Source organism: Peribacillus sp. ACCC06369, from assembly GCF_030348945.1.
In the GTDB taxonomy this organism is placed as follows: domain Bacteria; phylum Bacillota; class Bacilli; order Bacillales; family DSM-1321; genus Peribacillus.
Map to the genome: position 1 here is coordinate 4,258,048 of NZ_JAUCEN010000002.1, position 13,771 is coordinate 4,271,818.

The following is a 13,771-nucleotide window of genomic DNA, read 5'->3' on the forward strand; positions in this document are numbered from 1 at the left end:
TCAAACAATCGAATAAATATGTTTTAAGGAGAAATTATATGAGAAAAAACATGTTCAAAAAGTACACTCTATTAGGAATCCTTACATTACTTTTCGTGTCGGTGATTGCAGCATGCAGTTCGGCTTCCAAAAATGAAACGGCCGAAAAAAAGACTCAAAGGCCTATCATGATTCAAGGTCCAATGCCGATCGAAGCTGAAAATTTCGCGAAAAGGTTAAAAAATGTCAAAGAAGAAAAATCAGGAGATTTTGTATTTTACATTGGAACTTTAGACAATTATCCTGTAATCGTTGCAAAAACAGGTAAAGGGATGGAAAACACAGCTGCCGCTACAGCATTGGCCATTGAAAGATATAACCCCATTGCCATCATCAATCAAGGAACATCAGGCGGACATGACCCAAGTTTAAACGTTTTTGATGTTGTTTTAGGAAAAAGAACGGTAAACCTAGGTTCATTAAAAACGGCAGATAAAACTGAAAACCAAGGAATTGATCCAACCATTTGGAAACCAATGGACCTAATGGCTTCTGAAGGAAGTGCAGGAGAAGATCCTAACGCTGAAAAACCACGCTTTTACGAGGGAGATAAGGATTTACTCGCAGCTGCTCATGCAGTTAAAGATACCTACACAAAAGGTAAGGTTGTCGATGGTACTATCGGTTCTGCAGACGTTTGGAATAATGAAGTGGATCGGATAAAGTGGTTCCATACGAAATATGGTACATCTGTTGAAGAAATGGAAGGAGCTTCGGCAGCACAAATCGCCAAAGCTTACGATGTTCCCTTCTTAGGTATACGAGTGCTATCCAATAATAAAGTGAATGGCGGTAAATATAACCCTAATACAGCAGCAGCCAATCAAGAATATGTGTATGAAGTAGTCAAAAAATATATCTCTGCGATGCCAAGCAAATAAGATCGGGCTCGGAGCAAAAAGAATTAGAATCTTTTTGGTCAACTATCCCTATAATGAAATAGAAGAAGAGCACATATTATATACGATAATATGTGCTCTCTTTTATTCGCGGATGCCCAAATTAACGGACTATTTTTTTGTGGTTATATTGATTCTTCCTCGTTACAAAAGGTTAAACTGAGGCTATTCAATGTGTAAATTCTAGCGGTAAAAATGAATAAATCACTGTAGTTATTTTCTACGTATTCTTCAATGATGCCCATTCCTTTCCTGAATCTATCTACTAATAACGTAGTGTAGTTTTCATCCCAGGTAAACCGATTGATCCGTTTAAGTTCATCGGCCAATACTTGAAACTTAAACTCCTCAACAAGAAGCTTTAATTGATACAATTTATCTCTATTTAAACAAAAGCAATTGTTTTCATTTTCATGATTTTCCCGAACGAATGTAATGAAACCATTTATGTTTTTAGCCAACATATTCGCTATTTGCATCTCGTAGTTCATTTCTCCATCACCTCAATTTCCAAAATCCAATATATGAAAAGTGTATGATTTGAAATGATATTTTAACACCAACAATTATTCTTTAAAGATAGATTTCCTCGCTATACTGAAAGTTCTAATGGAATACATACACAAAGAAACCTAGAACTCGCCCGCTAAATAGGGAATTTCATTCTTAATTTCCTTATTTTACTATGGGTTTCCCTCCGATTGGGATGAACTTTTATCTAAAATCAATAATCAAAAGTCTTAATTGTAAAAAGATAGGAATGATAAACACTTACTAATAGACCCAGGTTTATAAAATTGGCTTTTTTCCACAACAGCTTTCTAATTCTCCATAAACTACTTCCCACACAAAAAATGCCCCCTTTTCCAAGGGGACAATCTCCTTTTTCGTTATCACATCGAATCCAAAACCAAAGATACAAGCAGGCCGGCTGCGGTGAATATACCCGTGATTGGTCCTCCGTCTTCATACGCTTCAGGCATCATCGTTGACGCTATCATGGCGATGATTCCGCCGCCTGCAAAGGCTGCCATCGCTGCCAGAACATATTCCGGGGCATGATCGAGAAATAGATAGCCCGACATCGAAGATAAAGCTGAAATGAGCATTACGGAAAACCACAGCAGCATGATTTTCTTCTTTGAATAGTCACTTTTAAGCAGACCAGTTGTACTGGAGAGTCCCTCAGGGATATTACTGATGAAGATGGCAATGATCAATAGCCAGCTTACCGAGCCACCGCTTATTAAGCTTGCTCCAATCATGATCGACTCCGGTATGGCATCCATCACCGTCCCAATAAAAATGGCTAGGCCCGCTTCTTTTGAAGAGCTGTTATTGGACCGTTTCCTTTTATTCGCACCTTTTTTGGAAACAAGAATATCCAAGCCAGTAAACACGGCGGCCCCTGTTATGAATCCAATCGCCGTTGCCCAGATTCCTCCATCACGAACCGAATCAGCAAGCAGCTCATATGCCGCTGCACCTATCAATACTCCAGTACCAAATGCCATTATATAGCCAATGATGTTTTTCTTTATCGGAATGAAGATGGCGGCAAGTGCGCCAATCAAGACAGCAGAACCCGAAACCCCTCCCCAAAAGACCGCATTCCACATGCTACTCCCCCATTTCCTTTTTATAGGATAGTGTACCCTGGTTGATGTTGGGGTAAACGGTGATCCGGGAATAGAGGCGGTTAGCGCTTTTTTTGCAAAATCCCCTCAAAAAAAAAGCAGTTATAAATCCCTGCCATGGTAGATGAGTATGAAAAAAATAGTAGAGCCGATCCGGTTATCCCATAAGGATTCCTATGGATTGAGGCTCTGAATCTCTGCCTTATATGACTGATATTTGAGGCTTTCCTTCTTCTCTTTCACTAACCTTTTCAATCTTATCAACAAACATTTGGAAAACCTTTCTCTTCTCTTCCAGCTCTTTTATCGATTCTTTCAATTCGTTCAACTTTTGTTCAAAAGGTTTATGATAGAGCTCGCGGATGTTCCGAATAATTTCATCATTTATAGTGGATTGCACAACTTGTTTAGTGATATTGAATTTATAGGAATAAACCTGAAGGTCACGCTTAACTTCTTCATACTCTTTTTCTATCCCATTTAACACATCACTAATTTCTTCATTCCATTCAACTAAAGCCTTTTTCACATGTTCCTCCACCCTTGTTCCCCCTCTTTAACTAACAAAAATCCGTCTCCATAAAAACTTATTTTATCAAAACTTCATTTCGGTTTCTTTTCTGCTTAGTTACTTAACAAATAAGTTTTATTAAAAAAAGATAACAGCCTGTCATGGTCTTGTGGCAGTTACGAAACACTTTTTAATAATTACATAGAATGTAACATGACAACTATAACCTTTGGAGGTGTTCAGACTGATTCATACAGTTAAACCAGGTGAAACACTGACACAGATATCAAGGGACTATCGGAAACCACTATCAGCAATCATCTCTGCCAACCCGTCAATAAATCCAAATGTCATTTACCCTGGTCAACCCATTTTAATACCTGGTTTTCCTCCTCCCGATACCATTCCATTTCAGATCGATGTGTCCGTTAATAATCGTAAGCTAAGGCTGCTAAAAAATGGAGTACTGCAAAAACAATATCCGATTGCCGTTGGAAGAATGCTGTTCGGTACACCAGTAGGGCAGTTCATCATCATTAATAAAGCCCCCAACCCCGGAGGCCCATTCGGTACCATGTGGATGAGTTTATCAAAAGAACACTATGGCATTCACGGAACGAATGATCCCAGCTCGATTGGTAAAGCCGTCTCAAAAGGCTGTATTCGCATGCATAATCGGGACGTGGAGGAATTATCAAGAACTGTTCCAATCGGGACATTGGTTACGATTCATCCTTAATGTGTTTAGTGAATTATTATAAATAAGCCGACGAGATTTTCTCATCGGCTTATTTTGGCATAAACTTAAAAATTACACTTGAACCAATTTTTTCGCATGAATTTTATACTGAAGATCTCCTACATGATTTATGAACGCTTGATCATGGGATACAAATATGATCGTCCCTTCATATGCCGCTATAAATCGTTCTAATGCTTCAATGGCAGTAATATCTAAAAAATTGGTCGGTTCATCTAATAGCAGAATGTTGTATTCCCCTAAGAACAACTGACAAAGTTGGAGGCGAATCGCTTCGCCGCCACTTAATGACTGAACACTTTTCAGTATATCTGTACCGACAAACTGCATCGAATGCAGGACGCTTCTTAAAAATCCTTCATCATATTCTGAGCGATCTCCCAAGAATTGCAGAACCGTTTCATCCTTTGCAAATCTATAGCTCATTTGACGGAAGTAACCAATTTTCGCTTTTGGAGAAAGCGCTAAGCCTGCACCATTATTAGCAATATGGTGCAGCAAAGTACTTTTACCGCTCCCGTTGCTGCCCGTAATGGCTATTTTTTTACCGAGTGGCAGCTGGAAACTCACTTCATCCAATAATACTTTCTCCTTCACTTGTAGAGTCAATCGGTCTGCCATTATCGGGAACTTATTATGCAATTCCAATTGCTTTGACTGGCGAAACACGATTTGCCTTTCCTCTTGTACAGCTTCGACTTCCTGAAGTTTTTCCGCTCGATGCTCAATTGCCTTCGCTGCACGTTGTGCGGCTTTTTGGCTGGTGCCTTTTGATTTCGTCATAAACGTCTTATTCGGTTTTGCATTCGCCTCTTTTTTCGATAATCTTCCAGCTTGAGCGATTTTTTCAGCTTTTTTCATTTTTTCCTGCGCTGCTTTTTCAAGCCGGCTTTTTTCTTTTATGAATTGTTCATGAGCTTGCCTCTGTTGTTCACGTTGTAACTGCTTCTGTGCCATGTACTCGCTGTAATTTCCGGAATATACATTTACCTTGCCTTCATGCACTTCCCAGATCGTTGTGACAAGTTCATCCAATACAGCCCGGTCATGACTAATCAATAGAAGCGCACCATAGTAATAGCGTAATTCATCAAATAAAAACGAAATGCCGTCTTGGTCCAAGTTGGTTGTCGGCTCATCGATAAGTAACGCTTCGAAATAGTGGGTAAACAATTGGGCAAGCTTCACTCTTGTTTGCTCACCGCCGCTTAGCGATTCTGAATTTCGCGGAACTGCTAATTTTCCCACTAACGCTGGATCAGTTTCTGCAATAGCAGGGGCTTTAACTTGCTCAAAATAGCCACAATCAACGTAACTCTTTACTTTTCCGCTTGTCGGTTGAATTTCTCGAGCAAGTAACTTTAATAACGTACTTTTCCCTGTACCATTTTTCCCGACGATGCCGATGCGGTCAAATTGATGTACAGCTAATCGTTCAATCTTCAATATCTCTTTATCTAAATAGGTCACTTTGATATTTTCTAATTCAAAGCATATTTGTTCCATATTCGCTACCTCCGAAATTTGTGATTTCGTATCGATAGCTTGGATCGATACGAGCTTCTATTTCAAGCTCGCATCAAAAGAATAATAAGAACTGCAATTTACATTCCCCCTATTTCATCTTCATAGTCACCGTTGCATTACCATGTAATCGATATGAGCTTATCTTCCAAACTCGCATCAATAGAAAAGTAACATCATCATGTAAAAATCTCTCCAAAATAAAAAAGTACACAGATGCTCTGTGTACTAAAAAAATCGGCATAGATATTCGGTAGAACGACAAAACTTCTACAACATATCCATCCTATACACACAGCAAATAACCCCTTATACAAAGTGGTTTTTTCCATAATATGTGTGTATATCAGTATAGTTGTAAAAATGCCACGTTTATCGCTCCTTTCAAATCTTGCCCCTATTCTAACCAGGATATTTCCATCAGTCAATGATTTTTTATTTTATATAAAAAAAGGCAAGGATTTCCCCTGCCAGTACAATAGTATCGTTCTATCAATCAATTCATATTTATCGGCCAATAATAAAACACCAGTGTAACCATGATGATCATGACGCCGCTGATCATTAAATAGGCCGGGTATCTGCGGGTGATAGTCATTTCTTTTTGCTCATCTATTTCAATCGGGGTTTGAAGGATATTTGCTTGGAACTCCCTTTCTTCGATGGTGATCGTTCCATACTTGGAGCCAATGATAAGTGCGCCTATGCTTAGGATTAAACCGATGATTACAGGATTGAAGTATACAGGAAGGCTAATTCCGAACATGCTGAGGCTTTCCCCGAGTATCACGCCAAAGAAGCCGAATACGATGCTCCAAAAAGCTCCTTCTTTTGTTACCTTCTTTGAAAATACGCTTGATATGGCAATCGGTCCCCATGATGCTGCAAATAATGTGGCCGCAAAGTAGCCGATCCACATGACAGCAGGCGGCTGGAACAATCCAATCAATAAGATGATCAAGCTGATCACAACCATGGAAATGCGGCTGGCCCGTAATAGATGATGATCTGTGTATTCCTTTTTCCGTGATTGTTCCATGATATCCCGTGTAATGCTGCTTCCTATAATCTGAAGGACGCTCGAACAGGAAGATAATGCCGCAGCCATGATGCCGCTAACGATGATGACTCCAAGCCATGTCGGGACAATATTCATCGCTGCCCAAATGAATACCTTTTCCGTCGGTGCGATATCCGCTTTAATGGTGGTGATTGTCGATATGCTGATATGGAGAAACAAATAGACGGTCAAAATGGAAACGGTGGCCCAAACGCCGGCACGGAAAGCGTTGATAATTGGGGTAAACAGAGGTTAGGGAAAAGGAGCATGATGGTATCAATAAATTTATATAGGCTGTATATAGTGAATTGAGTTACCTAAATTGATTTAAAAATTACAAAAATGGTTTATGATAAAATAATATATTAATTTAAAAGGAGGAATTCTTAAATGGGCAAGTGGATTTTTCAAGGAAACCCAAAACATTTTGATTTAGATACATACTTCTTAGAAAATGAAGTCATAAACTGGTCAATCAGACAAAAGCAGTATTTGGATGAGATTCAACAAAAAGATCAAGTCTTTATTTGGAGATCTGATGGCAGAATCAAAAATTCTGGCGGTGTAATCGCATTATGCGAAATTGTGTCAGAACCTTATGAAAATGAGGAGGATTTCAAGGTAGACTTAAAAGTACTCGAATGTCGTTTAACAGCAGAAGAACAAATGCTATTTCGTCATGAATTAAAAGAAATCCCAGATACAATGAACTTACAAATATTCAAAATCAGTCAAATGACAAACTACCGATTAACTGATGACGAATTCAATCGTCTCAAAAACCTATGGAATTCACCTTCAGAAATCGAAGATAGACTAAACCTTTCTACAACAGAAAAATTCCTTCATTTTTTTAAGGACGAAGCACAAAACTGGTTTTTGACGAATATTGAGTATTTACAAGAAAGCTATCAATTTTTCAATCAATTTAAAAAACAGGAAAACATACAAGCGATGGAATGGAAAGACATTCAGGAGTTGGGCAATCATATCAATGCTTTTCGAATGCCGCTTGCTAAGAAGCGAGCCCTCGGAAATATGAATGCTCCTATTGACCATTACCGAAAAAGCTTTGAATACCTTATTTACGGAAATGATTCCATCAAAGACCGAATTGATCGTTTTCTCTCTGATGGGGAATACAAGCTTTTTGGATTCGGAACAAGTGTTATCAGTGAATTAATAGGAAATCTTTTTTCAGAAGAATATTGTTTTTACAATCAAAGAGACAAAGTGGCAGCAGAAAATATCCTAGAACTGACTCCTAATTATTCACGCGGAGATTCCTTTGCGACCAAATTACTAAAATTCCAGATTTGCATGCAAGAAAATAAAATAGTGGACACATATCTTGAAATAGTCGGAAAGAGAACTAACCTGCCCATTTTTTATGAAATTGATCAATTCTTTAGTTTTCTATTTGAGAAATACGGGAAAATAGAGTATCAAACTGAAGAGGATGATCTTCCACAATTTTGGCTATTAGCAGCTGGGGAAGGCAACTCGATGTGGAAGGATTTCCACCAAAATGAGCTAATAGCAATTGGCTGGGAAGAAATTAGTGACCTTAAACAATATAAAAGCAAGAGAGAAATAGCAGAAGCTTTAAAAGAAGCGTTCCAGTTTGATCACAACCCTAATAATGATGCACTTGCCAACTATCAGTTCGCTCATGAAATGAAAATTGGCGATTATGTTTTTATCAAAAAAGGAATCAAACAGATTATTGCTTATGGAAAAATTGTTTCGGATTACAAATACGATCCAACACGTGAACGTTACCAATCATTGCGTAAGGTAGAATGGCTAGCAACTGGGAAATGGGAAATTGAAAATAATCAGTTGATCACCAAAACCCTAACAGATATCAGTCCCTATGAGGATTTTGTAAAAGAATTGTTAGATATGGTCGGAAGAGAAAATTCTGTTTATCTAGAAAATGATTCAACTATGCCTATTGTTATTGAAAAAGCTGCTCTCTATAATAGTGAGCAAATTCTCACAGAAGTTTTTATGGATGAAGAAACGATAGAGGAAATCCTTGAAACTCTTGATTATAAGAAAAATCTCATTCTCCAAGGGCCGCCAGGAGTTGGAAAAACCTTTATTGCTAAGCGACTTGCTTATCTACATTTGGGCACTAGGGATGATACGAAAATAGAAATGATTCAGTTTCATCAATCCTATTCTTATGAAGACTTTATTAGAGGTTATAAACCGAGTGCACAAGGGCATTTTTCTTTAAAGGATGGCATTTTTTACTCCTTCTGTAAAAAAGCGATTAATGATCCGGAAAGCAATTATTATATGATTATTGATGAAATTAATCGAGGAAACCTTTCGAAGATTTTCGGAGAACTAATGATGCTGATTGAAGCTGATAAACGAGGAAAGAAATATTCCGTAAAGCTTGCTTATAGTGAAGGTGAGGATACTTTTTATATTCCTAAAAACTTATATCTTATTGGAACAATGAACACTGCAGACCGTTCATTAGCCATGGTAGATTATGCCCTTCGTAGAAGATTCTCGTTTATTACTTTGGAACCGGCTTTCCATACAGAACAATTTGAAGAATATCTAATCAATAAAGGAATTAGTCAAGGATTTATCGATAAATTAACCACAACCATTAGTGAAATCAATCAGGAAATCATAAAAGATACTGTCAACCTGGGCAAAGGATATGAGATTGGACATAGTTATTTCTGCCCTACCTTCGAGCAGGTGGAGGATGAGCAAAAATGGTATGAACGGATTATTCGCTTAGAAATTGCCCCATTGCTTAGAGAGTATTGGTTTGATCAGGAGGATAAAGTAAATGGTCTCCTCTCCAGACTCTAACAAAATTCCAATTAAAAATCTCTATTATATGCTTTGCTATGCATGGGGACATTTAGCAGAGAAAGACTTTGCCAACATTTCTCGTGAAAATGAAAAGGATATGAAGCACCTTTTGACAAGGATTCTACTAGTTAAACTCCGATCCCTAATCAAAAAAGGGTTTTATAGAGAATATAAGAGCTATCAAGAGGAACTATCAAACTTAAGAGGAAGAATCCATTTTCAGGAATCTATTAATACTTTTTCCTTTAAACGAGGAAAAATGCATTGTGAATTTGAAGATATGAGCCATGACATTCTCCACAACCAGATTATCAAGTCTACCCTGGTTAAATTGATCCAAAGTTCAAACTTAGATCCAACGCTTAAAGGAGAGGTTCGTCAACTATACCCGTATTTTGAAGGTATCAGTACTATTAAGCTTGATCCCCAAATTTTTTATAAGATCAAGCTCCACAGAAGTAACCAACATTATCGTTTTGTATTGGATATTTGTCGTTTTCTATTTGAATCGTTGTTAATGCATGAGGAAGGTCTAGAAACTACATTCGCAGATTTTGAAAGAGAACCAAAAGCGATGGCACGTCTTTTCGAGGAGTTCGTTCGCTCCTTTTATAAAATAGAGTTACCAGAATTCAAAGTTTACCGAGAAAACATTTATTGGGAAGCAGAGGGAGAAAACACCGCCTATCTCCCCCTGATGCAAACAGATATATCACTTGAAAATATTGAGTGGAAAATTATCATGGATACAAAATACTATCAAAACTCGCTTATACAAAACTGGGGATCTCAAAAACTAATTAGCGGAAATCTCTATCAGCTTTTTGCTTATTTAAGTAATCATAAAAAAGCTATAGGGAAGGAAACAATAGGCATCCTACTGTATCCAAAAACCGGTAAGGCACTGAATCTCTCCTATGTAGTGAAGGGCTTTCCTATGAAAATTTTCACAGTGGATTTAAATAGCAACTGGGAGTCTATCCATGAAAGGTTACTTGAAATAGTTGTATTAAGGTAGTAAAAAGAAGTCACCCATATTTATATTTCTAGACCAATAACTGCAAAGTCCGATTACAAATTTGTAATCGGACTTATAGTAATGACTATCTAGCCTTCCGCTCAAAGTGATAATACAGCCTATCTATACAAATATCCGTAATATTCAAAAAAATCTTTTGATCATCTGGGGTAACGTTAAAGTTCAGCTTAAAAATATTTCTTCAAAAGAAATTAACACTAGTCGAAATCAACTTACTAACTCCTACTTCATCTTACTCCCAAAGCTTTTTAGAGGATTTGTCTGCAAAGTAGATTTGTTTTCGATACTCTGTTTCAGTTAAGTAGTTAGGAAAGATCGGTGCCGTTAAATTAGAAGTGATCGGCTTGAACCAAGTATCATTCATTCAATCGCCTCACTAAAAGATAATTCCAGCACCACCAGTCGCAATACATGTTTGTTCAACTTTTAATGTATAATCATCTTTATTAAATACATGTACATATCGATTCCATGTGACTGTGCCGATATCATTTATGGTATGAAATACAATGACGGGGTATCCTTCCCTACTGTAATAAAAATGAGGCTCTTTTATATCAGGCTCTTTCTCAATCATTTCCCATTGATCATTACTGTAATTCTCATATGATTCATCTCCTGATTCATCTTGCACTGGCAAGATAACATCTCTTCCCCAAGATGTCCCATGCCAATTAGCTCCAAATTCATGTAATTCATGATATACGATTGCCGCCTGTAAATAAGATAAAGGTGTTTTATCTCCTTCAATGACTTGCATAAAATCTGACAATGCATGAGCTGGTTTTGGAGCCGATAAGAAACCATCTAATTGCTTACAATCTTCTACATCCTGTAACTCCTTTTTTTCAGGAATTGCCCATACGATTCCATTACCATTACCGCCACCATCACTAAATTGATACGCCCTTAGTTTATAGCCACTTTGGATGCTTAGGTGAGAGAATCCCTTTACAACGGATTCAGGATTTGCAGGCGTTCTATACCATCCATAGTCGTCATCGTCATATTTTTCTACTTGTTTCATTTCTACGATCAAATTAGGTTTTGTTGCATAGCTTGGAAAACGTTGAATACAAAACTGCTGCTTATATATATTAATCAGCTCTTGAGCCATCATTGGCCTGTGTGATGCAATGAGTGGGCATGGGTGATAATATTCATTCTTTTTTTCATGTTTTTTTCCGAAAGAAGGAATCTTTGTGTCCTTTATTAATTTACGCCATTTCTCCTTAATCAGTCGATAGTTCTCCCATCTCCTTTCGTGCTTGACTCCCCAACCAAGGAGAATCCAAGGATGCAATTTAAATTCGTTTATATTAACTAGCGGTTTTGTAATATCATATTCACCAGATTGGACAAGATTTTCAAAATGCTCTATTGCATCTTCCGACTTAGTATTTTGAAGATTAAAAATATTATAGATATGTAATCGACCTGAAATAGGCTTGTCTTTACCGTAAATTCCTTCGATAACAGAGACTAACTGTTTCATAGTAGGATCTTCTGCCTTTATCCAACCACTGGCAGACCCCACTGCATTAAGTAACTGAGTTAATTCTTTATCTAGTGTAGCTGATCCTGGATTTTGTAAAAGACATGCTCCAATAGATTCCTCCGAATCTCCCCACTGAATGTAAGCTGATGTTCGATAAATATTTTCTCCCCTTTTAACAAATGATCCAAAAGCCTTTGGCTCCATCATGCTTAATCTCCTTTTTTACGATCGTAAATTATATGCTAAATCGATGTAAGGTTTAATTTGTTCAAAATTATCTACCCATTCTAATCTTATATAAGCTTCATGAGGATATTTTTCAATCTCATAGTCTGGTCTATAAAAGTTCCTACTCAGCATTTTATCTATCTCTTCTTGAATACTAAGACCTAATCTCTCCTCTTTCTTGCCGAAATGAAGAATAAAATGTCTTTGCCTTTGGATAGATAAAGTAGCAAATTTGGGCTTTCTTACTCTTTTATATCCTATCCCATCTTTCGTTCCAGCATCTTGTATATCTTGGTATCCTGATTCATTCCAGATATAGTCATGAATTTTTCTTGCTAACTTTTGAGCCTTAACCTTTTCAAACTGAAGAAAGAAATATTCATTTGTCTTTGTTCCACCTATACAATTAATAACACAGAATTCTTCAAACTGTTCCAATAAGAAACATGTTAATACATCATTTGACTGTTTAAAAAATTGATATTGTTCCTGTAAAAAGTTCCTGATATCACTCCAGGTCAAAATAATATTTTTTTCAACCTTTTGATTTATAGCAAATCTTTTTTTATGACCTTCAAGCTGGTTAATTTCTAAGTAAGAATTTAATCCTATCTTCGTTTCTATTAAAATAGAAACATTTTCTGATAAAATTGCTCCATCGGGAATATAATATTTCTTCATTTGTAAGTTATTTATCATGTTTTTAGTTTCTGCAATTCCTATTACAACAGCTTGTGGAGTCTTGCGATGAAGCTCATTAGAGACTTGATACATGTACTCAAAAGTATCATTTTCATTTCCGTTTAACCCTAACCATTTTGTCAGTTTCATGGTAAGAGTTGGTGAAGAATTTTGTAAAACATTAACAAATGCCTTCGTGGTATTATTTTCGATTTGTAAATGTTTAGTGTCTTCGGCGCCTTTTTTCGATGGTCCACGATAATAATGAAAAATATTTTTATAAATAGACATTCTTATCTCCTTAAAACTTTGAGATTTGAATTTTGAAAGTTCAAAAACGTGTCACACCATTTAAAGCTGTTTTTTAATATTTAGCCTTTATATAATCAAAGAAATTTAAGTGTACATTTGCAACATTTCTACAAATCATTTTAAACTCTTCAACTTCTAACGTAATATATGATAAGTCTTTATCACTTAAAGTAATTGTCGAAATAATATTTTCTTCTCTTGAACCCCTCCTCCTATATATTTTGTATTTTTGAACTAATCCCATTTTCCCATTTATAATTAGTTAATTCAAACTCGCAATCTCTAATATGAGCCTGAGTTTTTTGTAGTCTTCCGGTAGTTTCGTTTATTACATGTCCATACACCCCTTCTCCTCGAGATGCTATTTTAGTTACATAGAATAACTTTCCAACTATTCCAACGCCATGATCATTTGCAGGCCTTTTCTTACACCTTCTAACATTAATTACAACAGAACCAACGACTGTTGATGACTTAATATTACATTCTGTACACATGTAATTCCTCCTTTTTATATCCACCATTTACCACCTTGATTATATCAGTTTTCCTATATCTCTTGATATAATCCAACCTCATAACGACCTTCTCAATAACAGAATATTGCCTCTTATCCTTTTAAAGAGAGCAATCTCATTTTTTTGCTACTATTCGATTTACTCGAAGCAAATCAAGCCTGCTGACGTGAATATGCCGTTAATTGTGCACCTTGGCATCATCTTTGAAGATGAAGCCA

Annotated in this window: 13 protein-coding genes; 4 read left to right on the forward strand and 9 right to left on the reverse strand. The window is 36.7% G+C overall.

Features of this window, described 5'->3' with window-relative positions; translation table 11 throughout:
* The first annotated feature begins 38 nt into the window (after window positions 1–38).
* A complete protein-coding gene (locus tag QUF78_RS21640) occupies window positions 39–920 on the forward strand; it encodes a 5'-methylthioadenosine/S-adenosylhomocysteine nucleosidase (protein WP_289326275.1) in 882 nt (293 codons plus the stop codon).
* Window positions 921–1,063: 143 nt separating this feature from the next.
* On the opposite strand, the gene QUF78_RS21645 is transcribed toward QUF78_RS21640, so the two are convergent.
* The 3 genes from QUF78_RS21645 to QUF78_RS21655 form a co-directional block, all read right to left on the reverse strand.
* Entirely contained in the window at window positions 1,064–1,429 is a 366-nt protein-coding gene (locus QUF78_RS21645; RefSeq protein ID WP_289326276.1) for a hypothetical protein, read from the reverse strand.
* A 402-nt stretch (window positions 1,430–1,831) separates the two neighbouring features.
* Window positions 1,832–2,557 carry a ZIP family metal transporter gene (locus QUF78_RS21650; protein ID WP_289326277.1) on the reverse strand — a complete coding sequence of 242 codons (726 nt, stop codon included), beginning with the start codon at window positions 2,555–2,557 and terminating at the stop codon, window positions 1,832–1,834.
* A gap of 220 nt (window positions 2,558–2,777) precedes the next feature.
* Window positions 2,778–3,116 (reverse strand): hypothetical protein, encoded by a 339-nt coding sequence (locus tag QUF78_RS21655; RefSeq protein ID WP_057276953.1) that lies wholly within the window; start codon window positions 3,114–3,116, stop codon window positions 2,778–2,780.
* A 214-nt stretch (window positions 3,117–3,330) separates the two neighbouring features.
* Here QUF78_RS21655 and QUF78_RS21660 point away from each other — a divergent pair, with 214 nt between their 5' ends.
* Window positions 3,331–3,825, forward strand: a complete 495-nt coding sequence (locus QUF78_RS21660; protein WP_289327381.1) for a L,D-transpeptidase family protein — start codon at window positions 3,331–3,333, stop codon at window positions 3,823–3,825.
* A 72-nt stretch (window positions 3,826–3,897) separates the two neighbouring features.
* Here the strand turns inward: QUF78_RS21660 and QUF78_RS21665 are convergent, their stop codons facing one another.
* Both QUF78_RS21665 and QUF78_RS21670 read right to left on the reverse strand, forming a co-directional pair.
* Window positions 3,898–5,352, reverse strand: a complete 1,455-nt coding sequence (locus tag QUF78_RS21665) for an Msr family ABC-F type ribosomal protection protein (protein ID WP_289326278.1) — start codon at window positions 5,350–5,352, stop codon at window positions 3,898–3,900.
* Between the two features lie 514 nt (window positions 5,353–5,866).
* Complete coding sequence (locus QUF78_RS21670) at window positions 5,867–6,610, reverse strand: sodium:solute symporter family transporter (protein WP_289326279.1); 744 nt, start codon at window positions 6,608–6,610, stop codon at window positions 5,867–5,869.
* Window positions 6,611–6,820: 210 nt separating this feature from the next.
* On the opposite strand from QUF78_RS21670, the gene QUF78_RS21675 reads away from it, so the two are divergent.
* On the forward strand, window positions 6,821–9,274 hold the full coding sequence (locus tag QUF78_RS21675; protein WP_289326280.1) for an AAA family ATPase: 2,454 nt from the start codon (window positions 6,821–6,823) through the stop codon (window positions 9,272–9,274).
* Window positions 9,252–10,295 (forward strand): 5-methylcytosine-specific restriction endonuclease system specificity protein McrC, encoded by a 1,044-nt coding sequence (gene mcrC, locus QUF78_RS21680; protein ID WP_289326281.1) that lies wholly within the window; start codon window positions 9,252–9,254, stop codon window positions 10,293–10,295. The genes QUF78_RS21675 and mcrC overlap by 23 nt, the downstream gene beginning before the upstream one ends.
* 253 nt (window positions 10,296–10,548) lie before the next feature.
* Here mcrC and QUF78_RS21685 read toward each other — a convergent pair whose 3' ends face one another.
* From QUF78_RS21685 to QUF78_RS21700, 4 genes are all read right to left on the reverse strand, one after another.
* On the reverse strand, window positions 10,549–10,680 hold the full coding sequence (locus tag QUF78_RS21685; protein ID WP_289326282.1) for a hypothetical protein: 132 nt from the start codon (window positions 10,678–10,680) through the stop codon (window positions 10,549–10,551).
* Window positions 10,681–10,692: 12 nt separating this feature from the next.
* The gene (locus QUF78_RS21690) at window positions 10,693–12,021 is read right to left on the reverse strand and encodes a hypothetical protein (RefSeq protein WP_289326283.1); all 1,329 of its coding nucleotides are present in this window, start codon (window positions 12,019–12,021) and stop codon (window positions 10,693–10,695) included.
* 15 nt (window positions 12,022–12,036) lie between these two features.
* The gene (locus QUF78_RS21695) at window positions 12,037–13,014 is read right to left on the reverse strand and encodes a hypothetical protein (protein WP_289326284.1); all 978 of its coding nucleotides are present in this window, start codon (window positions 13,012–13,014) and stop codon (window positions 12,037–12,039) included.
* A 233-nt stretch (window positions 13,015–13,247) separates the two neighbouring features.
* The gene (locus QUF78_RS21700; protein WP_289326285.1) at window positions 13,248–13,532 is read right to left on the reverse strand and encodes a hypothetical protein; all 285 of its coding nucleotides are present in this window, start codon (window positions 13,530–13,532) and stop codon (window positions 13,248–13,250) included.
* Window positions 13,533–13,771 lie beyond the last annotated feature (239 nt).

Bases quoted from the DNA above. Each gene is read 5' to 3' on its own strand.
- QUF78_RS21640 (WP_289326275.1), top strand. From the start codon at position 39: ATGAGAAAAAACATGTTCAAAAAGTACACTCTATTAGGAATCCTTACA.
- QUF78_RS21645 (WP_289326276.1), bottom strand. From the start codon at position 1,429: ATGAACTACGAGATGCAAATAGCGAATATGTTGGCTAAAAACATAAAT.
- QUF78_RS21650 (WP_289326277.1), bottom strand. From the start codon at position 2,557: ATGTGGAATGCGGTCTTTTGGGGAGGGGTTTCGGGTTCTGCTGTCTTG.
- QUF78_RS21665 (WP_289326278.1), bottom strand. From the start codon at position 5,352: ATGGAACAAATATGCTTTGAATTAGAAAATATCAAAGTGACCTATTTA.
- QUF78_RS21675 (WP_289326280.1), top strand. From the start codon at position 6,821: ATGGGCAAGTGGATTTTTCAAGGAAACCCAAAACATTTTGATTTAGAT.
- mcrC (WP_289326281.1), top strand. From the start codon at position 9,252: ATGGTCTCCTCTCCAGACTCTAACAAAATTCCAATTAAAAATCTCTAT.
- QUF78_RS21685 (WP_289326282.1), bottom strand. From the start codon at position 10,680: ATGAATGATACTTGGTTCAAGCCGATCACTTCTAATTTAACGGCACCG.
- QUF78_RS21690 (WP_289326283.1), bottom strand. From the start codon at position 12,021: ATGATGGAGCCAAAGGCTTTTGGATCATTTGTTAAAAGGGGAGAAAAT.
- QUF78_RS21695 (WP_289326284.1), bottom strand. From the start codon at position 13,014: ATGTCTATTTATAAAAATATTTTTCATTATTATCGTGGACCATCGAAA.
- QUF78_RS21700 (WP_289326285.1), bottom strand. From the start codon at position 13,532: ATGTGTACAGAATGTAATATTAAGTCATCAACAGTCGTTGGTTCTGTT.